This is a genomic window from Burkholderia latens, assembly GCF_001718795.1.
Taxonomy (GTDB): domain Bacteria; phylum Pseudomonadota; class Gammaproteobacteria; order Burkholderiales; family Burkholderiaceae; genus Burkholderia; species Burkholderia latens_A.
The window spans coordinates 834561-858361 of sequence record NZ_CP013438.1 but is presented as its reverse complement, the minus strand read 5'-3'; the positions used below and the strand labels follow the sequence as shown (position 1 = coordinate 858361).

Annotated in this window: 18 protein-coding genes and 1 pseudogene; 12 read left to right on the top strand and 7 right to left on the bottom strand. The window is 68.7% G+C overall.

The features are described 5' to 3' along the window. The first annotated feature begins 25 nt into the window (after positions 1 to 25). A complete protein-coding gene (locus WK25_RS23205; protein ID WP_069242857.1) occupies positions 26 to 1579 on the top strand; it encodes a sigma-70 family RNA polymerase sigma factor in 1554 nt (517 codons plus the stop codon). A gap of 185 nt (positions 1580 to 1764) precedes the next feature. Next, on the top strand, positions 1765 to 2643 hold the full coding sequence (locus WK25_RS23200) for a helix-hairpin-helix domain-containing protein (RefSeq protein ID WP_069242856.1): 879 nt from the start codon (positions 1765 to 1767) through the stop codon (positions 2641 to 2643). A 44-nt stretch (positions 2644 to 2687) separates the two neighbouring features. Here the strand turns inward: WK25_RS23200 and WK25_RS23195 are convergent, their stop codons facing one another. After that, positions 2688 to 3113, bottom strand: coding sequence for a helix-turn-helix domain-containing protein (locus WK25_RS23195; protein WP_059546673.1), 426 nt, complete (start codon positions 3111 to 3113; stop codon positions 2688 to 2690). A 327-nt stretch (positions 3114 to 3440) separates the two neighbouring features. Beyond that, complete coding sequence (locus tag WK25_RS23190; protein WP_069242855.1) at positions 3441 to 4955, bottom strand: acetyl-CoA hydrolase/transferase family protein; 1515 nt, start codon at positions 4953 to 4955, stop codon at positions 3441 to 3443. A 640-nt stretch (positions 4956 to 5595) separates the two neighbouring features. On the opposite strand from WK25_RS23190, the gene WK25_RS23180 reads away from it, so the two are divergent. From WK25_RS23180 to WK25_RS32180, 8 genes and pseudogenes are all read left to right on the top strand, one after another. After that, positions 5596 to 6354 (top strand): CDP-alcohol phosphatidyltransferase family protein, encoded by a 759-nt coding sequence (locus tag WK25_RS23180; RefSeq protein ID WP_069242853.1) that lies wholly within the window; start codon positions 5596 to 5598, stop codon positions 6352 to 6354. Beyond that, complete coding sequence (locus WK25_RS23175; RefSeq protein WP_069242852.1) at positions 6351 to 7160, top strand: 2OG-Fe(II) oxygenase; 810 nt, start codon at positions 6351 to 6353, stop codon at positions 7158 to 7160. Before WK25_RS23180 ends, WK25_RS23175 begins: the two co-directional genes overlap by 4 nt. Continuing rightward, complete coding sequence (locus WK25_RS23170; RefSeq protein ID WP_059546667.1) at positions 7157 to 8158, top strand: HpnL family protein; 1002 nt, start codon at positions 7157 to 7159, stop codon at positions 8156 to 8158. Before WK25_RS23175 ends, WK25_RS23170 begins: the two co-directional genes overlap by 4 nt. 35 nt (positions 8159 to 8193) lie before the next feature. Then, a complete protein-coding gene (locus WK25_RS23165; RefSeq protein ID WP_069242851.1) occupies positions 8194 to 8961 on the top strand; it encodes an NTP transferase domain-containing protein in 768 nt (255 codons plus the stop codon). Continuing rightward, positions 8958 to 10640, top strand: a complete 1683-nt coding sequence (gene aepX, locus WK25_RS23160) for a phosphoenolpyruvate mutase (RefSeq protein WP_040139601.1) — start codon at positions 8958 to 8960, stop codon at positions 10638 to 10640. Before WK25_RS23165 ends, aepX begins: the two co-directional genes overlap by 4 nt. Further along, positions 10637 to 11824 carry a phosphonopyruvate decarboxylase gene (gene aepY, locus WK25_RS23155; RefSeq protein WP_069242850.1) on the top strand — a complete coding sequence of 396 codons (1188 nt, stop codon included), beginning with the start codon at positions 10637 to 10639 and terminating at the stop codon, positions 11822 to 11824. The genes aepX and aepY overlap by 4 nt, the downstream gene beginning before the upstream one ends. Beyond that, the gene (locus WK25_RS23150) at positions 11824 to 12888 is read left to right on the top strand and encodes a 2-aminoethylphosphonate aminotransferase (RefSeq protein ID WP_069242849.1); all 1065 of its coding nucleotides are present in this window, start codon (positions 11824 to 11826) and stop codon (positions 12886 to 12888) included. Before aepY ends, WK25_RS23150 begins: the two co-directional genes overlap by 1 nt. Positions 12889 to 13154: 266 nt before the next feature. After that, positions 13155 to 13307, top strand: a pseudogene (locus WK25_RS32180) (multidrug ABC transporter ATPase); the annotation flags it as partial. A 120-nt stretch (positions 13308 to 13427) separates the two neighbouring features. Here the strand turns inward: WK25_RS32180 and WK25_RS23140 are convergent. Continuing rightward, positions 13428 to 14579: an acyltransferase family protein gene (locus WK25_RS23140; protein ID WP_069242847.1), complete on the bottom strand. Its 1152-nt coding sequence runs from the start codon at positions 14577 to 14579 to the stop codon at positions 13428 to 13430. A 35-nt stretch (positions 14580 to 14614) separates the two neighbouring features. On the opposite strand from WK25_RS23140, the gene WK25_RS31410 reads away from it, so the two are divergent. Both WK25_RS31410 and pip read left to right on the top strand, forming a co-directional pair. Then, positions 14615 to 14770: a hypothetical protein gene (locus tag WK25_RS31410; RefSeq protein WP_156789088.1), complete on the top strand. Its 156-nt coding sequence runs from the start codon at positions 14615 to 14617 to the stop codon at positions 14768 to 14770. Between the two features lie 160 nt (positions 14771 to 14930). Beyond that, positions 14931 to 15863: a prolyl aminopeptidase gene (gene pip / locus WK25_RS23135; protein WP_069242846.1), complete on the top strand. Its 933-nt coding sequence runs from the start codon at positions 14931 to 14933 to the stop codon at positions 15861 to 15863. A 69-nt stretch (positions 15864 to 15932) separates the two neighbouring features. Here pip and WK25_RS23130 read toward each other — a convergent pair whose 3' ends face one another. The 4 genes from WK25_RS23130 to WK25_RS23115 form a co-directional block, all read right to left on the bottom strand. Next, a complete protein-coding gene (locus WK25_RS23130) occupies positions 15933 to 16205 on the bottom strand; it encodes a hypothetical protein (RefSeq protein WP_040141070.1) in 273 nt (90 codons plus the stop codon). A 185-nt stretch (positions 16206 to 16390) separates the two neighbouring features. Next, positions 16391 to 17458: a transglutaminase family protein gene (locus tag WK25_RS23125; RefSeq protein WP_069242845.1), complete on the bottom strand. Its 1068-nt coding sequence runs from the start codon at positions 17456 to 17458 to the stop codon at positions 16391 to 16393. Then, positions 17452 to 20058 (bottom strand): circularly permuted type 2 ATP-grasp protein, encoded by a 2607-nt coding sequence (locus WK25_RS23120; protein ID WP_040141069.1) that lies wholly within the window; start codon positions 20056 to 20058, stop codon positions 17452 to 17454. Before WK25_RS23120 ends, WK25_RS23125 begins: the two co-directional genes overlap by 7 nt. A 236-nt stretch (positions 20059 to 20294) precedes the next feature. Further along, a complete protein-coding gene (locus tag WK25_RS23115; RefSeq protein WP_069242844.1) occupies positions 20295 to 23720 on the bottom strand; it encodes a DUF2126 domain-containing protein in 3426 nt (1141 codons plus the stop codon). Between the last annotated feature and the right edge of the window lie 81 nt (positions 23721 to 23801).

The following is a 23801-nucleotide window of genomic DNA, read 5'->3' as shown; positions in this document are numbered from 1 at the left end:
GAATGCGGCTCACGCCGCCATCGACATGACTACGCCACGCCCCACGCTTCGGGCGGACACGCCCCTCGATCCGATCATCCAGTTGCTGGCGCTCGCCGGCGAACAGGGCTATCTGACGCACGCCGACCTGGTCGACGCGCTGCCGCCGGAAAGCGACAGCCCCGACGCGCTGGAGGTCGTGCGCGCCGCGCTCGCGGACATCGGCATCGCGGTGCTCGACGAACCGGCCGCGCCGGCGCCGTTCGCGGGCGCGGCGCCCGTCGACGTCGATCGCGATACGCTCGACGAAGGCCGTGCGCTGCTCGGCGATCTCACGCGCGGCACGAGCGCATCGACCGATCCGCTCGCGCTGTACATGCGGCGCATCCACGCGGTGCCGCTGCTCAAGCGCGAGGACGAAATCGTGCTCGCGCGCGAAATCGAAACGGGCCGTCATCAGATCCTGCATGCGCTCGCCGGATATCCGGCCGCGGCCGAGACGCTGCTCGCACGCCGCGGCGCCACGGGCGCAACCGGCGCGGCTGGAGATGAACGCGACGCATTCGACGACGAAGAAAACGACACGCTGCCGGCCCCCGCGCGCGACGATGCGCTCCAGGCCGCGGTCGCAGCCGTACGCCGCGCATTGCACGCGCACGGCTGCCGCACCGACGAATACCGCGACGCGCGCAACCGGCTCGCCGCGCTGCTGGGATCGCTCCCCTGGGTTGCATCGGCCGCCGACGACGCGAGCCGCGTCGTGCGCACGCTCGCGTCTGCGTCCATGGACGCCGCCATCGATCCCGACGCCGCGTGCTTCGACGCGGTCGCGCGCCGCGCGCTGGGCGCCGCGCTCAGCGACGGTCAGCAAAAGGTGCGCGACGGCACGCGCGCGATGCTGGAAGCGAACCTGCGGCTCGTGCTGTCGATCGCGCGCAAGTATCTGAACCGCGGCGTCGACCTGCCCGACCTCGTGCAGGACGGCTGTCTCGGACTGATGCGCGCGATCGAGAAGTTCGAATACCGGCGCGGCTTCAAGTTCTCCACCTACGCGACGTGGTGGATTCGGCAGTCGGTTGCGCGCGCGGTCGCAGACCGTTCGCGCACGATTCGCGTGCCGGTGCATGTCGGCGACCAGTATCAGCGCGTGCAGCGGCATGCGCTGCGCTTCCGGCAACGCACCGGCCGGCGCGCGACGCCAGCCGAGCTTGCGGCCGAAACGGGCCTCGCCGAAGACAAGCTGCGTGCAGTGCTCGCGCTGCCGGCCGAACCGCTGTCGCTCGACACGCCGCTGCCCGACGCGGACACCGGCCTCGTCGACCTGATCGAGGACGACGCGTCGGCCAGCCCGTTCGACCGCCTCGCGGATACGCGCATGCGCGAGTGCGTGACGTCGCTGCTGCGCACGGTCACCCCGGCCGAGGCCGACGTGTTGCGCCGGCGCTTCGGCCTCGGCGGCGCGAAGCCCGACACCTACGACGCGATCGCGCAGGATGCCGGAATGTCGCGCGAGCGCGTGCGGCAGATCGAGAAGCGCGCGCTGGCGACGCTGCGCACGGTCGCCGAAGCCGAGGGCGCGCAGTCGTTCCTCGACGCGTGACCTGTCGCGCGTTCGTGCCGCCACCGGCACGAACGCGCGCGACCCGGCTCCGTACGTGCAACGTTTGCCATTGACGCGCATCAAGTTTTGCTCGTCGCTTGCCGCGACAATGTGCTGAAATGCAGGCTAAAGCGGCGCGATGCTCGCCGTGGCCATTCCGTTTGCGCTTCTCCGGGTCCCTCACCATGCAGACGACCTTCAGCCAGACGCACGAGGAAAACCGCCAGATCGCGGCCTGTCTCCGCGAAGCCGCGGAGCTGCTCGCCGACCAGGGTGCGAACCCTTATCGGGCAGCCGCATACCGCACGGCGGCCAACACGATCGAGTCGCTGGACGGCGGTCTCCGTCCGTTGTTCGACGCGGGCGGCGTCGACACGCTTGGCGCACTGCCGGAGATTGGCATGGGCGTCGCGCAAGCGATCGCCGAGCTGCTGGTGACCGGACGCTGGCGGCTGCTCGACCGCCTGCGCGGCGACGCGGAACGCACGTCGGCGTTCGAAGCCGTACCGGGCATCGGTCACGCGCTCGCACTGCGAATTCACGATGAATTGCACATCGACACGCTCGAGGAACTCGAACGCGCGGCCCGCAGCGGCCAGCTCGAGGCGATTGCGGGCGTCGGCCCGCGGCGCGCGGCCGGCATCCGCGCCGCGCTCGACGATGTACTGACGCGCCGCCGGCGCTGGCAAGGTCACGCGCGCGGCGCCGATCTCGGCACCGAGCCGCCGGTCGAGCTGCTGCTGTACATCGACCGGCTGTACCGCAACAAGGCTGCCGCAGGCACGCTGCCCACGCTCGTGTCGCGGCGGTTGAACGCGGATGTCAGCGTGTCGCCGCCCGTGATGCACATGACGAAGGGCGGCTGGCATTTCACCGCAATGTGCCCGTATCCCGCGCGCGCGCAGGAGTCCGGCCGCACCGCCGACTGGGTCGCCCTCTACTTCTACGATGCATTGCAATGCGAGCATCAGCGGACCGTCGTCACCGGCACGCTCGGCTCCCTCGTCGGCAAGCGGATCGTGCGCGGACGCGAAATGGAATGCCGCGTGTATTACGCGGGCTGACCGCGCCACGGCGTGCGCCCGACGCCGCTGTGCCCGCGGCCGTGTCAAGCGCGCTCCCGCTTCGCTCGCCGCGCCGGATGGCGATGCGCGGCGATTCTGAGCAACTTCCGAAACGACGGACACTCGAGATGGCTCGGCGCCGGACACACGGCCGCATGGCGCAGCGCGTCGCGCACCGCGCCAAGCCGGCGGATCGTGCGGTCGAGTTCGTCGGCCTTGTCGTCGAGCTTCGTGCGATCGATCGCGGGCCGGCCGTCGGCGCCGAACATCGCAAGCATGTCGTCCAGAGAAAAACCGGCCTCGCGGCCGAGCGCGATCAGCGCCAGCCGCTCCAGCACCGACTCGTCGTACTGCCGGCGCAGCCCGTGGCGACCGGCCGGCATAATCAATCCCTTTTCCTCGTAATAGCGCAATGTCGACGCGGGCAATCCCGTGCGACGCGCGACATCGGCGATGTCCAGTCGGCTCATGCTTGACCTCAAGTGAACTTGAAGGTGCAAGATAGTCGTTCGACTTTTTCGGCACAAGCCCGGCCGTCACGGACCTGCCCGCGACGACTTGTTTGCCGCTGGCGTCGGCGCGCGACCGTTCCGGCCGGAGGCCCGCGACTGCCCCGCCCGGGTTCCTGTTGCGCATCCTGTCGGTCGACGGCCGGCGGTCACTGATCGTTCGGCAGCGGCAAGCCGGTACCGCAGCCCCTCGCCGCCGTCAATCGGGCCGCCGCGCAGTCAGCCCTGCAGCCGGACGAATGTGCGTGCTCGTCCGGCGTGAAGGCATGCGCCCGCGCGCATGGCCGTTCAGACCTTCATCGTCCCGGTGCGCACGTAACGCTCGTGCCACGACAGCGCCTCGGCGAGCAGGTGCGGCGTGTGCTTGCCGAAGCTCTCGCGCGACGCGCGCTCGAAGTAGTCTTCGAGCATCGGCCGGTAGTCCGGATGCGCGCAGGTCGCGATGATCTTGCGCGCGCGCTGCTTCGGCGACAGACCGCGCAGGTCGGCGAGCCCCTGCTCGGTGACGACCACCGCGACGTCGTGCTCGGTGTGGTCGACGTGGCTCGCCATCGGCACGATCCGCGAAATCGCGCCGCCCTTCGCGGTGCTGGCCGACATGAAGCACGACAGGTAGCCGTTGCGCGCGAAGTCGCCGGAGCCGCCGATGCCGTTCTGGATCTTCGTCCCCATCACGTGCGTCGAATTCACGTTGCCGTAGATGTCGGCCTCGATCATGCCGTTCATCGCGATGCAGCCGAGGCGGCGCACGAGTTCCGGATGGTTGCTGATCTCCTGCGGGCGCAGCAGGATCTTTTCGCGGAACGTCGCGATCTCGTCGGCGAAACGCTGCACGGCCGCCGGGCTCAGCGACAGCGCGGTGGCCGACGCAAAGCGCAGCGTGCCGTCGTCGAGCAGGTCGAGCATGCCGTCCTGGATCACCTCGGTGTACGCGGTGAGGTTCGAGAAGCCGGCCGAGCTCAGCTCTGCGAGCACCGCGTTCGTGATGTTGCCGACGCCCGACTGCAGCGGCAGCAGGTTTTCGGGCAGGCGGCCGCGCTTCACTTCGTGACGCAGGAAGTCGATCAGCTGCAGCGCGATCTGCTTGGACGTCGCGTCCGGCGCGGAGAACGCGTTGCTGCGATCCGGCGCGTCGGTCTCGACGATCGCGACGATCTTGTCGGCCGGGCACCGCAGGTACGGCTCGCCGATCCGGTCGTCGCTTTTCGTCAGCGGAATCGGCTTGCGATGCGGCGGCAGCGCGGTGCCGTAATAGATGTCGTGCATCCCGTCGAGGCCGAGCGGCTGACGCGAGTTCACCTCGAGGATCACGTGCGTGGCCTGCTCGAGCCACGTCTTGTTGTTGCCGATCGACGCGGACGGAATCAGCAGACCGTCCTCGCGGATGCCCGCGACTTCGACGATCGCGACGTCGAGTTCGCCGTACAGGCCGAACCACGCATATTGCGCGACGTGGCTCAGGTGGACGTCCTGGTAATCGACTTCGCCGCTGTTGATCTTGTCGCGCAGCGTCGGGTCCGACTGGTATGGCAGACGCATCGAGATGCCGTCGGTGCGGGCGAGCGCGCCGTCGAGTTCGGGCGCCGTCGATGCGCCGGTCAGCACGTTGATCCGGAAGTCCTCGCCGCGCGCGTGGGCGGCTTCGATGTGCGCAGCGAGCGCGGCCGGCACGGCCTTCGGGTACCCCGAGCCGGTGAAGCCGCTCATCGCGACGGTCATGCCGGGACGGATCAACGCGGCGGCTTCGTCGGCGGTGCGGACGAGCGAACGCAGGGCGGGAGCAAGGATGCGTGAAGAAGACATGGCTGGTTATCTGACGCTTTCGGTCTGTCGTTGACGTCGCGGGGGGTGTCTCCTGAGCGACGCGAAGCCCTTGGGGCCGCGAGGGGCGGCCCGGCACCACGGGCACGAGCCGAGTATCGCAGAGGCCGACACGCCGAAATGTCCGCCGGTTGCAAAAGATTCTTGCCGGCGGCAACGGAAATCGAACGGCCGTTCTGTGACAGGCGCCGCGACAGCGGTGAATACAACCGAAAGCCGGTTGCGGCAAGACCGCTCGTTTGCCGTGGGCAAATCCGAACGTTCAAACACCAATCGCCCGACGCGCGCGTCGATTCACCACGAATTCGCGAACAATCGGCGCGCGCTCGCGTCCCCGCGGTCGCCGCGGGCGATTGTCGCCGGCCGCCGCATTTTCGGGCCTGATGCAGGTCAAGCCCCGCGCATGTGCGCATGGCCGCCGCGCCCGCGCCAGCGGGCCGACAGCCGTTGACGGCGGCGTCGCGCGAACCATACTGAACCGTGTACGGCCCGATGCGCGCACGCCGTTTCGCGCGTCCGGTTTGCAACCGGCCGGCGCCCGGAATACGCGGTAACACTCCCGCATGTCAGGACATTGGTCGAATAAAAAGCAACAAATTACAATTCCGTATATATTTCGCCGATGGACCAAAGAAAAACCGCCGCACCTTCCGAGCCACCCCTGCCGCGCACCTGGGATGCGCGGCTCGCGCGCGCGCTCGTTCGACCGCTGGTCGACACGCCCGTCACCCCGAATCACCTCACCACCGTCCGTCTGCTGATCGGCCTCGCCGGCGCCTGGTGCCTCGCGCAAGGCGGCTTCGGCTGGAGCAACGCCGGCGCATTCCTGATCGTGCTGTCGAACTTCGTCGACCACACCGACGGCGAACTCGCTCGCATCAGCGGCAAAAGCAGCAAGATCGGTCACTTTTACGACCTCGCAGCCGACGCGCTCGTGACGGTCGCGCTGTTCGTCAGCATGGGCGTCGGCATCGTCGCGCAGGGCGGCCAGATGGCCGCGTCGCCGGTGCTGCTCGGCGCGGTGGCCGGCGCCGCGGTCGCGCTGATTTTCTTCCTGCGCATGCGGATCGAATCGATTGCCGGCAAGGCCGGCACGAAGCAGGCGTTCGCCGGCGGCTTCGAGACCGAAGACGTGCTGTACCTGCTGCCGATCGTGACGCTCGTCGACGGCGTCCAGCCGTTCCTGCTCGCGGCGTCGATCGGCGCCCCGCTGTTCGCCGCATGGGTCGTGATCGACTGGTGGCGCATCGTGCGCCGCGGCAGCGTCCCGCGAGAAAACGCCGGGCCGTCCCAAGTTTTCTCGTCCCCCTCGGGCGGCCTGTCGCGTAGCGACCGGTCCGGGGGCACTCAAAGTTCCACTGAAATCCAGGCTTCCAAATGACTCCTAGCACGCGCGACGACTCCGTGCTGAGCCCGGCACGCCCCGCGCCTGCACGCGCGGCAGCGGCCGATCCCGATCGCACCGTGGCCGACTGCGTCGGCCGTCTCGACCTTGACCGCCTGCGCAGCGACTACACGCGCCAGGGGTCGTTCCTGTATCTCGACGCGTTTCTGCCGGCCGACGCGCACGCGAAGCTCGCCGCCGCCGCCCGCGCGCTGCAGCCTGGCCTGAACCGGAATTACCTGCCCGGCCACAAGCAGGGCGGCAGCGTGAGCCGCCATACGATCGACGCGCAAGCGCCGTACATTGCCGAACTGTACCGGTCGAAGGCGCTGATCGGCTTCCTCGAGAAGATCACCGGCGACAAGCTGATGCTGTCGCCGGACGACGATCCCCACGCGTACGCGCTCTACTACTACACGAAGCCGGGCGACCACATCGGCTGGCACTACGACACGTCGTACTACGACGGCCGCCGCTACACGCTGCTGATCGGCGTGATCGACGATTCGTCGTGCCGGCTCGACTACGAACTGCATACGCGCAATCCGGACGTGCCCGACGAACCGGGCTCCGTGCAAATCGCCGACGGCGGCATCGTGCTGTTCGACGGCGACAAGCTCCGCCACCGCGTCACGCCGCTCGGCCAGAACGAGACGCGTGTGTCGCTGACGTTCGAATACGTGACCAACCCCGGCATGCGGCCGTGGAAGCGCTTCATCTCGAACATGAAGGACGCGATCGCGTATTTCGGTTTCCGTCAGGTATTCAAGCAGCTGGCCAGCCGCCGGCCGACCGGGTCATGACACGCGCCGGCCTGATCCTGCTGTCCCTCGGCACGGCACTGTTCGTTGCGCTGCTCGCATGGCAGGGCGTCGGCGCGGTCGCGTCGACGTTCCTCGCGGCCGGCTGGGGCCTCGCGCTCGTCGCCGCGTTCCACGTCGTGCCGCTCGCGATCGACGCATGCGCGATTTCGGTGATGTTCCGCCGCGGCCAGCCGGGCGCCGATCTCGGCAATGCGCTGCGCACGCGCTGGGTCGGCGAATCCGTCAACAGCCTGCTGCCCGCCGGCCAGATCGGCGGCCCGGTGCTGATGGTGCGCCACCTCGCGCAGCGCGGCACGCGGATGGCCGACGCGGCCGCCGTCGTCACGGTCAGCACGACGATGCAGGCGCTCGCGCAGATGGCGTTCGCACTGATCGGCATCGCGACGTTCAGCATGTATGCAACGCACGAATCGGTCGCCCACTTGCGCATGCCGGCGCTGATCGCCACCGGCGTGCTCGGTGCGCTCGCCGTCGCGTTCTACGCGGCGCAGCGGCGCGGGCTGTTCGGCCGCGGCATGCGGCTCGCGTCGAAGCTGCTCGGGCCGCGCGACTGGTCGTCGCTCGCGACCCGCGCGGACGCGATCGACGCGGCGGTCGGCGCGCTGTACCGCGATCGCGCGAAGGTCGCGAACACCTTCGCATTGAGCCTCGCCGGCTGGATCGTCGGCACCGCGGAAGTGTGGCTCGCGCTGCACTTTCTCGGGCACCCGGTCAGCTGGCTCGACGCGCTGCTGCTCGAGAGCGTCGGCCAGGCGATTCGCGGTGCGGCGTTCGCGATTCCGGGCTCGCTCGGCGCGCAGGAAGGCGGTTACCTGCTGCTCGCGCCGCTTGTCGGCCTGCCGCCCGACGCGGCGCTCGCGCTGTCGCTCGCGAAGCGCGCGCGCGAACTCGCGCTCGGCCTGCCGGGCCTGCTCTATCTGCATTTCAGTGAAAGAAACTGGCAACGGCGCCACGCGCCGCAGCCGCTCGCCGACTGATCGTTCAGATCGCCGGCTTTTTGGTTGGAGAACCCATGCGAGCCATCATTCTTGCGGCAGGCCTCGGCTTGCGCCTGCAACAGCCGCCCGAGGCGCAGTTCCCGAAGTGCCTGCTGCGCTTCGACGACGTGTCGCTGCTCGAGCGCCATCTGCGTGTGCTCGACGCCGCGGGCGTCGATGAAATCGTGCTCGGGCTCGGCTTCCAGCACGAGAAGGTCGAGCAGGAGCTGAAGCGCCTCGGCCGCACCGCCGAGATCGTGATCAACGACCGCTACGACCTCGGCAGCGTGCTGACCGTGCACACCGTTGCCGATGCGATGACGCGCGGCGGCGACGTGCTGCTGATGGACGCGGACGTGCTGTACGACGAAAACATTCTGCACGCGCTGGTCGCCGACGCCGACAAGGCCGTCGACCGACTGCTGATCGACCGCGACTTCGAGGCCGGCGACGAGCCGGTCAAGCTGTGCCTGAAAAACGGCGTGCCGGTCGAGTTGCGCAAGCAGCTCGCGGTCGATTTCGACTACGACACGATCGGCGAATCCGTGGGCTTTTTCCGATTCACCGAAGGTACTGCGCGCCGCCTTGCGGCGATCGTCGCCGGCTATGTCGACAGCGGCCGCGCGAACATGCCGCACGAGGAAGCAGTGCGCGACCTGTTGCTCGAAGGCGGCCATTCGTTCGACGTCGCCGACGTCACGGGTTCGCCGTGGATCGAGATCGACTTCCCGAACGACGTCGCACGCGCGACGCAAGACATTCTCCCCCTGATTCAACGCACCACCGCAGGAGTCGCACGATGAACGCACGCGAACCCAACTTCTCCGAATCGCGCAGCGCACGCCTGCGCCGCATGCTCGTCAGCAGCGATCTCGAATTTCTGATGGAAGCGCACAACGGCCTGTCCGCGCGTATCGTTCGCGAAGCCGGCTTCAAAGGCATCTGGGCCTCGGGCCTCGCGATCTCCGCGCAGTTCGGCGTGCGCGACAACAACGAAGCGAGCTGGACGCAGGTCGTCGACGTGCTCGAGTTCATGGCCGACGCGAGCGACCTGCCCATCCTGCTCGACGGCGACACCGGCTACGGCAACTTCAACAACGTGCGCCGCCTCGTGAAGAAGCTCGAGCAGCGCGGCATTGCCGGCGTGTGCATCGAGGACAAGCAGTTCCCGAAGACGAACAGCTTCATCGACGGCGAACGCCAGCCGCTCGCCGAGATCGACGAGTTCTGCGGCAAGATCAAGGCCGGCAAGGATTCGCAAAGCGACCCGGACTTCTCGATCGTCGCGCGTGTCGAAGCGCTGATCGCGGGCTGGGGGATGGACGAGGCGCTGCGCCGCGCGAACGCGTACGCGGAAGCCGGCGCCGACGCGATCCTGATCCACAGCAAGCTGTCGCGCCCCGACGAAATCCTGCAGTTCGCCCGCGAGTGGAGCGGCAAGGCGCCGCTCGTGATCGTGCCGACCAAGTACTACAGCACGCCGACCGACGTGTTCCGCCAGGCCGGCATCAGCACCGTGATCTGGGCGAACCACCTGATCCGCGCATCGGCGTCCGCGATGCAGGCCACCGCGCGCGAAATCCACGCGAGCGAAACGCTGATCAACGTCGAGGACCGCGTCGCGTCGGTCAACGAAATTTTCCGCCTGCAGGACGCCGACGAATACTCGGCCGCCGAGCGCATCTACCTGTCGTCGTCGTCGCGCGCGTCGAACGCCGCGATTGTGCTCGCGGCGAGCCGCGGCAAGGGACTCGAGGCCGTCACCGAAGACAAGCCGAAGGTCATGCTGCCGGTCGCCGGCAAGCCGCTCCTGCGCTGGCTCGTCGACGGCTTCAAGAAGCACGGCGTGAACGACATCACCGTGGTCGGCGGCTATCGCGCCGACGCGATCGATACGTCGGGCATCAAGCTCGTCGTCAACGAACGTCATGCGCAGACGGGCGAGCTCGCGTCGCTCGCGTGCGCGGCCGAACGCCTGACCGGCGACACCGTGATCTCGTACGGCGACCTGCTGTTCCGCAGCTACATCCTGCGCGACCTCGCGGAGAGCGAGGCCGAGTTCAGCGTCGTCGTCGATTCGTCGCTCACCGAAACCAACCAGAGCGTGCGCGACTTCGCGCTGTGCTCGGCCGCTGACGACCGCGGCCTGTTCGGCCAGAAGACGTATCTGCAACGCGTGTCGAGCGACGTTGCCGCCGGCACGCCGCATGGCCGCTGGATCGGTCTTCTGAACGTGCGCGGTGCGGGCGTCGAGCGCCTGAAGGCAATGCTCGCGACGCTGCAGGCGCGCCCGGATTTCGACACGCTCGACATTCCGGCGCTGTTGAACGAACTGATCGCCGCCGGCGAGAAAATCGAGGTGCAGTACGTGCACGGCCACTGGCGCGGTGTCAACGATCTCGAGGACTTCCGCCGCGCCGGCGACTTCGCGCACGGCCAGACGCCGCTGTCCGAGCCGGGCGGCAACGGGAGCGCGCAATGATCGAAGCGGCCCAGTTCGTCGAGGCGGCGCGCGAGCGCGGCTTTGACTGGTACGCGGGCGTGCCGTGCTCGTACCTGACGCCGTTCATCAACTACGTGCTGCAGGACCCGACGCTGCACTACCTGTCGGCTGCGAACGAAGGCGACGCGGTCGCGCTGATCGCGGGTGCGACGCTCGGGGGCAAGCGCGGGATCGCGATGATGCAGAACTCGGGGCTCGGCAACGCGGTGAGCCCGCTCACGTCGCTGACGTGGACGTTCCGGCTGCCGCAGCTGCTGATCGTCACGTGGCGCGGCCAGCCGGGCGTGCCCGACGAGCCGCAGCATGCGCTGATGGGGCCGATCACGCCGGCGATGCTCGACACGATGGAAATTCCGTGGGAGACGTTCCCGACCGACCCCGAACAGGTCGGCCCGGCGCTAGACCGCGCGATCGCGCACATGGACGCCACCGGCCGCCCGTACGCGCTCGTGATGCAGAAAGGCAGCGTTGCGCCGTATGAGCTGAAGGCGAACCCGGCGGCGACGCCGCGCGCACACGTCGCCGCGCAGTCGGCGGCGCGCGCGGCGTCGCCGGCTGCATGGCCGACCCGCCACGATGCGCTGCAGCGCGTGATCGCGCACACGCCGGTCGATTCGACGGTCGTCCTCGCATCGACCGGCTTCTGCGGCCGCGAACTCTATGCGATCGACGATCGGCCGAACCAGCTGTACATGGTCGGCTCGATGGGTTGCGTCACGCCGCTCGCGCTCGGTCTCGCGCTCGCGCGCCCCGACCTGCGCGTGGTGGCCGTCGACGGCGACGGCGCCGCGCTGATGCGCATGGGTGCGTTCGCGACGCTCGGCACGTACGGCCCGACGAATCTCACGCACGTGCTGCTCGACAACGGCGCGCACGAATCGACGGGCGGCCAGGCGACCGTGTCGCAGCATGTGTCGTTCGCGGGCGTCGCGGCCGCGTGCGGCTACGCGTCGGCCGTCGAAGGCGACACGCTCGACGTGCTGGAGGCGGCGCTCGACGCGGCGCAGCCGGCGAACGGCACGCGCTTCGTGCGGCTTGCGATCCGCACCGGCGTGCCCGACGGCCTGCCCCGCCCGACCGTCACGCCGGTCGAAGTAAAGACGCGCCTGATGCGGCATATCGGCGCCGCGCGGGCCGAAGCCCATGCTGAAGGAGCCTACTGATGCTGCTGCTGAATCCCGGCCCGGTCACGCTCACCGAACGCGTGCGCCGCAGCCTGCTGCAACCCGACCTGTGCCATCGCGAAAGCGAATTCTTCGATCTGCAGGATGAAGCGCGTGCGCGCCTCGCTGCCGCATACGAGCTCGATCCGGCCGAATGGGCCGCCGTGTTGATGACGGGCTCGGGCACCGCCGCCGTCGAAAGCATGATTGCGGCGCTCGTGCCGCAGGACGGCAAGCTGCTCGTGATCGAGAACGGCGTGTACGGCGAACGCATCACGCAGATCGCGACGCAATACGGAATCGCGCACGACGTGCTGAAGCACGAATGGATGCAGGCGCCCGATCTCGCACAGATTGCCTCGCGTCTCGACGCCGGCGGTTATTCGCACGTCGCGGTGATTCATCACGAAACGACGACCGGCCGGCTGAACGACCTCGGCGCAATCGCGGACGTATGCCGCGTGCGCGGCGTCAAAATGCTCGTCGACGGCGTCAGCAGCTTCGGCGCCGAAGCGATCGATTTCGCCGGCGGCGTGATCGACGCGGTCGCCGCGACCGCGAACAAGTGCCTGCACGGCGTGCCCGGTGCGGCATTCGTGATCGTGCGCCGCGGCGCGCTCGCGAAGGCGGCGAGCCGCACCTACTATCTCGACCTCGGGCGTCTCGCAAAGCTGCAGGATCAGCGCAATACGCCGTTCACGCCGTCCGTGCACGCGTATTACGCACTCGTCGAGGCACTGCGCGAGTTCGATGAAGCCGGTGGCTGGCGTGCGCGCCATGCGCATTACAAGGCGCTCGCCGATCAGGTGCAGGCTGGGCTCGCGGCGCGCGGGATGCCGCTGGTGTTGCCGGAAGGGGCTTCGTCGGTCGTGCTGCGCGCGTACCGGCTGCCGCAGGGCATCACGTACGAGACGCTGCACGACGGCCTGAAGGCGCGCGGCTTCGTGATCTACGCGGGGCAAGGCGGGTTGTCGAAGGAACTGTTCCGCATTTCGACAATGGGCGCGATTGGTGCGGCCGACGTCGATCGACTGCTGGACGGTTTTACGGCACTGACGCGGTAAATAGTCGCTGCTGGTCGACGAAAGGCCCGGACTGAACCGAACCCCAGGCGCGGACATAGATCCGACTCTTGGGATCGGTTCACGAGGGCCGTTTTCATTTGCGTCACACGATGTCCGTCCGTCGCCGAACAGCGGCGTGCGATGGCGGCGGCGCGGAAACCGGGCCTCGGGCCGGCAAGCTCTTTCTGCGGAACATCGTGAAGCTGTCCCGATTCACGTCCACCACTGCACTCCTTCGCTTTTTGCCCCTGCTCGCATTCGCTGCCCGAGAGCAAAACCCCTCCGAAAGTAACAAGCTGCATGTCGTCGCGACCGAGAAGTCGACCGTCGCGAAAGATGCCGTCACGGAAGTCGGCCCGGACAGCTATCGCATCGATACCGCACCGTACCGGCTGTCGCCCGACGGGCGCGCGTTCGGCGACACGCACGATCGTCAAGTACGACGGCAAGTCATGCGGGATCGACTTGTTCCGGGCCTTCTGATATCCGCCGAACGCGCATAAGCGTTTGCAATGAGGCGGCCGGCGAACCGCACCCGCCTACTTCACCACCGTCGGCCCGATCGCATCCGTCTGCACCGCCGCGAGCAGTGCATCATCCCGCACACGTCGCGCCTCGCGTGCCGCAAAACGATCCTTCAACCGCAGGAACGGCTTCTCGACGAGGAAGTAACTGGCCGTCGCGGCCAGCAGCGACCACACGATACCGAGCGGGAACGCATGCGGAACCGCCAGATCGGGATTCGCGAACGGCTGCTGCCACAGATACAGGCTGAACGAGATCGTGCCGACGAACACGACGGGCGCGGCCCGCAACCAACGCGCGCACCAGAATTCACTGCGGAAGTTCAGCACTACGATCACGATCGCAATCAGCGCGGCCTCGAGCGTCACGCCATACGTTGCATTCCAGAAGCCGCCGAGCCGGTGTTCGGCAACGGGCATCGCGAGCAGCACGATGAAGACGAGCGCCGTCGCGATGCGCGACTCGCCGCGCCACGAGCGAATCCATGCTTCGAGCCGTTCGCGGTTGAGCGCCGCATAGCAGCCGGTCAGGATCGGATCGACGCCCGTATGCAGCATCATCCCGAGCTGGCCGCGCAGCACCGGCGCAATGCAGTATGTGATCGCGCGCACCAGCGGCACGACCAGGATCAGCGCGGCCAGCCAGCGCGTGCCGCGACGGCGGGCGCCGTACACGAACAGCAGTGGCCAGAACCAGTAAAACTGCTCCTCGAGCGCGAGCGACCAGAAATGCCCGAGATACCACGCGCCGGCCGGATGCAGCGTGTTGTCGCCGGCCAGCCCGAACCACGCCGAGTAGTTCCACAGATGCAGCGCCGCATACAGCCACTGACGGCGATCGACGTCGAGCCAGCCGGCAAAGGCAAGCACGCCGATGGTCGCGAGATACACGTAGCACGCCGGCCAGATCCGCAGCGCACGGCGCACATAGAACGACGTCAGGGCAATCCCGCGGGTGCGCGCGAGCTCCGCACGCAGCACGTTGGTGATCAGGAAACCGCTGAGCACGAAGAAGATCAGCACGCCGAGCCGGCCGTCGGCGATCAGCCGCAATGGCGCGAACCAGCCGGTGTAGCCGCCCGGCAGCACGTGCTCCGCATGGCCGACGACGACCATCGTGACCGCGACGGCACGCAACCCGGTCAGCTGCTTGACGCGATGGTTCATCGGCTCGTTTCCCGTTGGCACGGTGGAGGAACGGAATGAAGGCCGGCGCGCGCGACCGGCTCGCCGATATGTCGCCGGGATTTTGTCTGAAAAATATCGGAACGAAATTGCTTCAAAAATTTCGATGTCTCTGTCGGCGCGGCACGCTGCCGCGCCACGCGCGGCCGGCCGGCACACGGCAGCCGGCATGAATGGGCATAATGACAAGTCTTGTCCGGCGACGGCCGGCCCGATGCCGACACAACGAATTTTGCGGCGCCGCAATGTCAGCGATACCGGCGCCGCGGTATTCCGGTCGCACACGGCCCGAGCCTCGTCCCCCTCCTGCCGACCTCATCCCGGAGCCTGCCTGTGTACCCACCGATCGAACCCTACGCCCACGGCCATCTCGACACCGGCGACGGCCACCGCATTTACTGGGAGCGCTGCGGCAACCCGTCCGGCAAGCCCGCGGTGTTCCTGCACGGCGGCCCGGGCGCAGGCTGCAGCCCCGATCATCGCCGCCTGTTCGATCCCGAGCGCTACGACATCCTGCTGTTCGACCAGCGCGGCTGCGGGCGTTCGACGCCGCATGCGAGCCTCGAACACAACACGACGTGGGATCTGGTCGCCGACATCGAGCGGCTGCGCGAGATGGTCGGCGCAGAACAATGGCTCGTGTTCGGCGGCTCGTGGGGCAGCGCGCTCGCCCTCGCGTATGCGGAAACGCATCCGCAACGCGTGAGCGCGCTGATCGTGCGCGGCATCTTCACGATGCGGCGCGCAGAATTGCTGTGGTATTACCAGGAAGGCGCGTCGTGGTTGTTTCCGGATCTGTGGGAGGAATTCGTCGCACCGATTCCCGAGGCCGAGCGCGGCGACCTGATGGCCGCATATCATCGCCGCCTGACGGGCGACGACGAAGCCGCGAAGCTCGAAGCCGCGCGCGCATGGAGCATCTGGGAAGGCCGCACCATCACGCTGCTGCCCGATCCGGCACTGGCCGCGCACTTCGCGGACGGCCACTACGCGCTCGCGTTCGCTCGGATCGAGAACCACTACTTCGTGAACCGCGGTTTCGTCGAAGAAGGCCAACTGCTGCGCGACGCGCATCGCCTCGCCGGCATTCCGGGCGTGATCGTGCAAGGGCGCTACGACATCGCAACGCCGGCGCGCACCGCGTGGGACCTCGCGAAAGCCTGGCCCGACGCGACGTTCGAAATCGTGCCCGACGCCGGGCATGCGTACAACGAACCGGGCATTCTGAAGGCGCTGCTCGCGGCGACGGACCGGTTCGCGGCGTGAGCCGCACGCCAACACGCGGCGCTGCATCCGGCCATGCAGGCCACGTCGGCCTGCATGCGCCTCACGCGCTCACAGCGCGGCTTCGACGATCGTCCGGCCGCTGATCGCGCGCTCGACGAGCTGTTCGTCGCCCACCTTGCGGATCGCATCGTCGAGCAGCCCTTCCGGCTCTTCGGTCGCGACCTTCAGCAGGCCCGACAAGCCGCGCGCGTCGAGCACGACGAGCGTCTCCATCGAATCCGCGCGGCTCACGAGCACGCGGCGGAACGCCGGGCCCGCGCCGAAGCTCGCGCACAACGTTATTTTCTCGTTGCCGAGCGTGTAGTCGAAGTTCTTGATCATGTTCGCCGCCGTTGCAAGGGAATGGCGACGCGCGACGGCGCGGCTCCGTAACGCGGCCGCGCCCGCGCGTGCCGCCGGCACCGGACCGCGGAGCGATCCATTCGCCGGCACGACCATGCTAGGCGTGCAGTATTAACGAAGACTTAAAGCGCGCAAATGGCGCCGCCGCGGCCGATCGCGCCGTATCACGCCACCGCTTCGTCGAGCGGCTCGACCGTCACGCCGACCTTCAGCTCCTGATCCGCGCCGCCGCCGCGAATCACGCCGCGCAGCGGCGTCACGTCCGCATAGTCGCGGCCGATCGACAGCATCACGTAGTCGTCGCCAGGCGCACGATCGTTGGTTGGATCGAGCTGCAGCCAGCCGCCGTCCTCCGGCCACGCCGGGTCGTACACGTCGACCCACGCATGCGACGCATCCGCGCCGATCAGCCGCGACTGGCCCGGCGGCGGCTGCGTCAGCAGGTAACCGCTCACGTAACGCGCGGCGAGCCCGAGCGAGCGCAGCGCGCCGATCATCACGTGCGCGAAATCCTGACACACGCCCTTGCGCAATCGCAATGCGTCGAGCGCGGTCGTCGTGATGTCGGTGCTGTTGGGCGTGTACGCGAAATCCGCGTGAATGCGCCGCATCAGGTCCCACGCCGCCTGCACGAGCGGCCGCTGCGGCGTAAAACTCGCAGCCGCATACGCAGCCAGTTCGGGATCGCATCCGACGTGCGGCGATGCGAACACGAACTCGCTCGCCGCGTCGTACGGCTGCCCCGCACGAAATCGCAGGCGCTCGCGTACCGCTTCCCACGGCGTTGCGTGTTCGGCGCCGGGGTTCGCGATCGCGGGCGGCGGCGCGCCGCGCGCGCCCTGCGACCATACGGGCGCACTTACGCGCACCGTGCTGCGGCTGCGCACGAGCAGCGCGTCGTGCGGCTGATTAAGCGCGAACGACGCGCGTGCATTGCCGAAAGCATCGATCTCGGTGCCGACCGTCTCCGGTGAAGGCTCGATGTCGAGCGCGAACGACAACACCTGCTGGCGCGGCGTCGCGAGCGGCTGCAGCCGCGCCTGGTGCTGCGCGGATTCGACGCGCGCCGCATAGCGGTATTCGGTGTCGTGCGTGACGCGCAGCAGGCGGCCCGGCGCGGCGGCAACCGGCACGGCGGATGCGCTCGACGCAGCCGGCGCGGCCGCTGCCTGCTTCACGGTTTCGGAACCGGGCACGGGCGGCGTCTTCGCCGCGTGTTTCGTCGTCACCATAGCGTTCTGCCCGCCTCGCGCACGTGACTGAAATAGCGCTCGCCGATCCGGTTCGACAGATCCCACACGGCTTTCACGGTCGTGTCGAGCGCGCAGAGCAACCTGTCGTGCCGGCCATCCTCATCGGTTTCGCACAGCTCGTGCAGCGACCACGCGGGCACATCCGGAATCGTCTCGGCCAGCTCGGACAGCGCATAGCCTTCGCTGCGCTCGACCTTCGTCAGCCGGCCGCGCAGCGCCTGCACGACCCAGCCGAGCGAGCGCGGGTTGTCGGTGTCGAGCACGACGAGCGACAGCAGCGGCGCGACGTCGAAACCGCGCTGAAAGCGCGAGCGGAACGTGATCGTGCTGTCGAACAGTTCGAGCACGAGCTCGAAGCCGTCCTGCCGGTGCACCGCGCCGTCGTCGAACGCGAACTTCAGCACGCTGCACAGAAAGTCCAGCCGGTCGATCTGGCGGCCGATCGACAGCAGCCGCCAGCCGTCATCGCGCGTCATGTTGTCGGTCTGCGCGCCGGTGATCGCGCCGAGCAGCAGCCCAAGCCGCTCGAGCAGCTGCAACGCCTCGTTGCCGATCTGCTCCTCGGCTTCCGGATGATCGGCGCTGTCTGCAAAGAGTTGCGTCGCGTCGTCGATCAGCCGCCACTGGTCGCTCGACAATCGCTCGCGGATCGCCGCGGCCGCGCCGCGCATCCCGAACAGGCACGACGCGATGCCCGACGTGCGATCCGCGCCGCGGGTCAGCGACGTCGCGAGCGCGTACTGGAACGCGCGTGGCGCATCGACGGCATTCGGCGCATCGGCCGCGATCAGCCCCGTGTCGCGGCACAACGTATCGAGCAGTTCCAGGTGTGCGGGACTGTCGACGTCGTCCTCGCCGCGCAGCCGCTCCAGCGCCGCGCGCGCGAGCCGCATCAGATTGGTCGCGCGTTCGGTGTAGCGGCCGAGCCAGAACAGGTTCTCGGCCGCTCGGCTCGCGATCGCGCGCGGACGCTCGACGAGATCGTCGGGCCCGAGACGCGTCTGCAGCAGCGTCGTCGAATCGACGATGCCTTCGGTCATCACCCACGTATCGACGGTGCTGCCGCCGCGCGGCATCGGCGCGTTGAACAGCGTGTCGCGCGTGCCGACGCGCGACAGACCGCCCGGCAGCAGCCGCCAGCGCTGCGCGCCGTCGGCAAGCGCGAACACGCGCAGCAGCAGCGGCTTCGGCACGATTCGCGCGCCGCCCTGTCCGTCGGGCGCACCCTGCCCCGGCCACGTCGGCGCCTGCGACAGCGGCAGGTCTGCCTGCACGGTGTAATGCTCGGGGCGGGCCAGAATCCGCGCGCGCCACTCGGCGAGTTGCGCCGGCGTGAGCCGCGCGCCGATCACCGGATCGAACGTGCCGCCCGCCTGCACGTCGGCCGGATACGACGGCTTGACGATGCAGCGCGCAAGCTGCGGCAGCGCATCGTTGCACGCGGCCGCCTCGCCGCACCACCATGAATGCACGGCCGGCAGCGTCAGCGTCTCGCCGAGCACCGCTTCGGCGAGGCGCGGCATGAAGCCGAGCATGCCCGGCGATTCGAGAAAGCCGGAGCCCGGCGCGTTCGCGAGCAGCACGTTGCCCGCGCGCACGGCCTGCAACAGGCCCGGCACGCCGAGCATCGAATCGGGCCGCAGCTCCAGCGGGTCGAGCCACGCGTCGTCGACGCGCCGCAGAATTCCGTGCACCGGTTCGAGGCCGCGCAGCGTCTTCAGGAACACGCGGTTGTCGCGCGCCGTGAGGTCGCCGCCTTCGACGAGCGTAAGGCCGAGGTAGCGGGCGAGATACGCATGCTCGAAGTACGTCGCACTGTGCGGCCCCGGCGTCAGCAGCACGATCCGCGAATTCTTCCTCGCCGGGCTGAGCGCCTGCATGCTCTGCAGCAGCGACCGGTACGCGGACGCGAGCCGCTGCACGCGCAGCCCGCGAAAACCGCGCGGAAAGAGCCGCGACACGATCAGCCGGTTCTCCAGCAGATAACCGAGGCCCGCCGCGCCCTGCGTGTGCTGCGCGACGATCCGCCATTGCCCGTCCGGGCCGCGCGCGAGATCGAACGCAACCACGTGCAGCCACGTATCGCCCGGCACGCGTGCGCCGCGCATCGCGCGCAGGTAGCCCGGATGTCCGGTGACGAGCGCCGGCGGCAGCAACCCGCGCTGCAGGATCGTCTGCGGCCCGTACACGTCAGCCATCGTCGCGTTCAGCAACCGCACGCGCTGCAGCACGCCGCGTTCGATCGCGACCCAGTCCTCGGGCGTGACGATCAGCGGCAACAGGTCGAGCGACCACGGGCCGGCAGCGCCGTCGCCGGCGCGTTGTTCGTGGAGCTGGTAGAACAGGCCGTTCTCGCGCATGCGCCGCTGCAGCGCATCGGCGCGGCGATCGAGGTCGGCCACGCCGTCGCTGCCGATCGACGTGAAAAAGCTGCGCCATGCGGGCGCGAGCGGCGGCGCGTTCAGACCGGCGGCACTGCCGCGCAGTTCGTCGTAGCGGCCGGCAGCGGCCGGCGCCGCGAGCGCGGCGGCCAGTTCCGCGGCGTCCGGCTGCGCGCCGGTATCGAAAAGCGTGGGCATCGCGTCGGCGTCGGCGAGATCGTCGGGGTGAATGGGCGGCACGGTCGGTATCGTTCCGTCGTCAGCGTGCGGACGCGCGCGCACGCCGCCGCACGGGCGGCGGCGCGCAGCGCGTGCGGCGAGTACGGCGGGCAGCCGCAACCTGCCCGCATCCTAGCACTTGAGCGGCGCCGCCGCCGGCCGGCGTGCCTGCAGTATGCGCGCCGCGCATCGTCGTGCGTCGTTTCATCCGGCGATCATGGCCGCCGCAGGTCGAGCGTGAACGGGAATTCACGGCTCGGTGCGGCCGGCGCCACGGTCATCCGGCCCGGCGTGTGCCCCATCGCGACGAAGCGCGCGAGCCGGCGGCTCTCCGCCTCGTACGCGTTGACCGGGAACGTCGCGTAGTTGCGCCCCCCCGGATGCGCAACGTGATACCGGCAGCCGCCAAGCGAGCGTTCCAGCCACGTATCGACGATGTCGAACGTGAGCGGCGCGTGCACGCCGATGGTTGGATGCAGCGCCGACGGCGGCGCCCACGCCTTGTAACGCACGCCGGCCACGTATTCGCCGACGGTGCCGGTCGGCTGCAGCGGCAGCGCGCGGCCGTTGACGGTCACGACGTGCCGGTTGTCGTTCAGTCCCGTCACGCGCACCTCCAACCGTTCGAGCGACGAGTCGACGTAGCGCACCGTGCCGCCGATCGCCCCCTCTTCGCCCATCACGTGCCACGGCTCCAGCGCGCCGCGCAGCGACAATTGCATCCCGTTCACCGCGATCTGGCCGAACAACGGGAAGCGGAATTCGAAATGCGGCGCGAACCACGTGGGATCGAACGCGAAACCTGCGTCGCGCAGCTCCGCGAGCACGTCGTCGAAATCCATCTTCAGGAACGCCGGCAGCATGAAGCGATCGTGCAGCGCGGTGCCCCAGCGCGTGAGCGGCGTCGTGTACGGCGCGGCCCAGAAGCGGGCGACGAGCGCGCGCAGCAGCAGTTGCTGCACGATGCTCATCCGCGCATGCGGCGGCATTTCGAACGCGCGCAGCTCGAGCAGGCCGAGCCGGCCGGTCGACGAATCGGGCGAATACAGCTTGTCGATGCAGAATTCGCTGCGGTGCGTGTTGCCGGTCACGTCGATCAGCAGATTGCGCAGCACGCGGTCGACGAGCCACGGCGGCATGTCCTGCCCGTACAGCAGCTTGTTGCGCTGGATTTCCGCAAACGCGATGTCGAGTTCGTAGAGCTGGTCGTTGCGTGCTTCGTCGACGCGCGGCGCCTGGCTCGTCGGGCCGATGAACAACCCGGAGAACAGGTACGACAGCGACGGATGGTTGTGCCAGTAAGCGATCAGGCTCGCGAGCAGATCGGGACGGCGCAGGAACGGGCTGTCGGCCGGCGTCGCGCCGCCGAGCACGAAGTGGTTGCCGCCGCCCGTGCCGACGTGCCGCCCGTCGACCATGAACTTCTCGGTGGACAGCCGCGACTGCCACGCGGCGTCGTACAGGAACTCGGTCTGGTCGACGAGTTCGTCGAAGCTCTTCGCCGGATGCACGTTCACCTCGATCACGCCGGGATCGGGCGTGACCTGCAGCAGCTTGAGCCGCGCGTCGCGCGGCGGCGGGTAGCCTTCGAGCACGAGCTTCACGTCGAGTGCGTGCGCCGTCAGCTCGATCGCGGCCAGCAGGTCGAGATAATCCTCGAGCGCGGCCAGCGGCGGCATGAACACGTACAGGATCCCGTCGCGTACTTCGACGCACAGCGCGGTGCGCGTGATCCATGCGGCGGATTCGAAGCGCTCGGGGTGGCGCTCGGCGGCGTGCGCGGGGCGCTCACCCGTGGCCGTGCCGTCGCTGCGCCATTGCATGACGGTGTGCGCAGGCGCTTCGCGCTGCACGCCTGCCAGGTAGCGCGGCGCATCCGCCGTCCCCGCATGACGCGCACGGAATGCGGCTGCGTCCGGCAGCGCGTCGCGAGGCGCGAACGGATCGCGTTCGACGAGGTACGGGTAGTCGGCGCCGGCAACCCACGGCAGCGAATCGAGCGGGAGCCGATAGCCCATCAGGGAGTCGCCGGGCACCAGATACATCCGCTCGTCGCGGAAGAACCAAGGCCCCGTCTGCCAGCGCGGCCCCCCGAGGGCCGCCCCTTCGCGGGCCGCCCCATCCTCCACACGCTTGATCGGCAGCACGTAGCCGACGATGCTGTCGAGCCGCTGATCGAACACCTTGCGCAGCCGCGCACGTTCGAGCTCGTCGTCGAGGCGCGAGTCGAACGGGTCGACGTTGACGGGCAGCCGACGCTCGCGCCACAGGTAGTACCACACGTCCTCGTAGCCAGGCCGCACGAACTCGTCTGTCAGCCCGAGACGCGCGGCCAGCGCATCGATGAAGCGCTTCGCGTCGGCGGTCGTGCAGGCGGACGGCTCGCGCTCGTCGGCGAACAGCGACGGATCGTGCCACACGGGCTGGCCGTCCGCGCGCCAGAATATCGACAGCGCCCAGCGCGGGAGTTGCTCGCCCGGATACCATTTGCCCTGCCCGAAATGCAGGAAGCCGCCCTCCCCGTATTGCGCACGCAGCCGCTGCACGAGCTCGGTTGCATAGCCGCGCTTGGTCGGGCCGAGCGCATCGGTGTTCCACTCGGCGCCGTCGCGATCGTCGATCGACACGAAGGTCGGCTCGCCGCCTTGCGTGAGCCGCACGTCACCTGCCGTCAATGCGCCGTCGACCTGCGTGCCGAGCGTGCGCACGGCATCCCATTGCGAATCGGTGTACGGCTTCGTCACGCGCGGCGATTCGTACACGCGCGTCACGGTCATCTCGTGCTCGAACGCCACTTCGCATTCGTCGATCAGCCCTTCGACCGGTGCGGCGCTGGTCGGCTGCGGCGTACACGCAAGCGGAATGTGGCCTTCGCCGGCAAGCAGCCCGGACGTCGGATCGAAGCCGATCCACCCGGCGCCCGGCAGATAGACTTCGCACCACGCGTGCAGGTCGGTGAAGTCGACCGACGTGCCGCTCGGGCCGTCGAGCGCCTTGACGTCGGGTGTGAGCTGGATCAGGTAGCCGGACACGAAGCGCGCGGCGATGCCGAGATGCCGGCACAGCTGCACGAGCAGCCACGCGCTGTCGCGGCACGATCCCGATGCGAGCTCGAGCGTTTTCTCGGGCGTCTGCACGCCCGGCTCCATCCGCACGAGATAGCCGATGTCACGCTGCAACTGCTGGTTGAGCGCGACGAGGAAGTTCACGGTGCCGGCGGGCGTGCGGTCGACGCCGTCGAGGTACGCGCGGAACAGCGGCGCCGCGCTCGTCTGCGGATCGCACGCGAGATACGGCGCGAGCTCGGTCTGCAGCGCATCGTCATAGTGGAACGGGTACTGCTCGGCGCTCGCTTCGAGAAAGAAGTCGAACGGGTTGTACACCGACATCTCGGCCACGAGATCGATCGTGATCGCGAAGTGCTCGGTGCGCTCGGGAAACACGAGCCGCGCGAGATAGTTCGAGAATGGGTCCTGCTGCCAGTTGATGAAGTGCTGCGCGGGCTCGACCGTCATCGAATACGCGACGATCGGCGTGCGGCAATGCGGCGCGGGCCGCAGCCGCACGATTTGCGGGCCGAGGTTGACGGGCCGGTCGTAGCGGTAGCGGGTGGTGTGATGCAGCGCGACGTGGATGGGCATGGGAAAGCCGCTCGGTTCGGGTTGAGCCGGCCGCGTGCGCCGCGCCGCCGTCGCTGCGGCGGCACGGCACGGCGGATTCGG